Annotated in this window: 2 pseudogenes; one reads left to right on the plus strand and one right to left on the minus strand. The window is 64.6% G+C overall.

Annotation, left to right across the window (positions count from 1 at the left end):
* Positions 1-199 (plus strand): annotated as a pseudogene (locus tag ACRHOZ_RS21050) (hypothetical protein); the annotation flags it as partial.
* Here ACRHOZ_RS21050 and rbpA read toward each other — a convergent pair.
* Positions 174-263, minus strand: a pseudogene (gene rbpA / locus ACRHOZ_RS21055) (RNA polymerase-binding protein RbpA); the annotation flags it as partial. The pseudogenes ACRHOZ_RS21050 and rbpA sit on opposite strands and share 26 nt — an antisense overlap.

Raw genomic sequence — 263 nt, forward strand, 5'->3', positions numbered from 1 at the left:
GGTGCCGATTACCTTTACCGAGCGCGAGCTCGGTGTGTCCAAGATGAGCGGGTCCAACATTCGTGAGGCGCTGGTCAAAGTCGCCCGCTGGGGCATCGAGGGACGCCTTTCGCGCTCGGACCACGCACGCGCACGACCGGACATTGCCCGGCCGGGAGCAGGGGGTTCCCGGGTCAGCCGCGCCGACGTGACCGAATGAGCTCGAGGCGCTCCTTAAGTAACTCTTCGAGTTCTTCGATGGAACGGCGCTCCAGCAGCATGTC

The sequence above is a fragment of the Flagellimonas flava genome (assembly GCF_050617915.1).
Lineage (GTDB): Bacteria > Bacteroidota > Bacteroidia > Flavobacteriales > Flavobacteriaceae > Flagellimonas > Flagellimonas flava_A.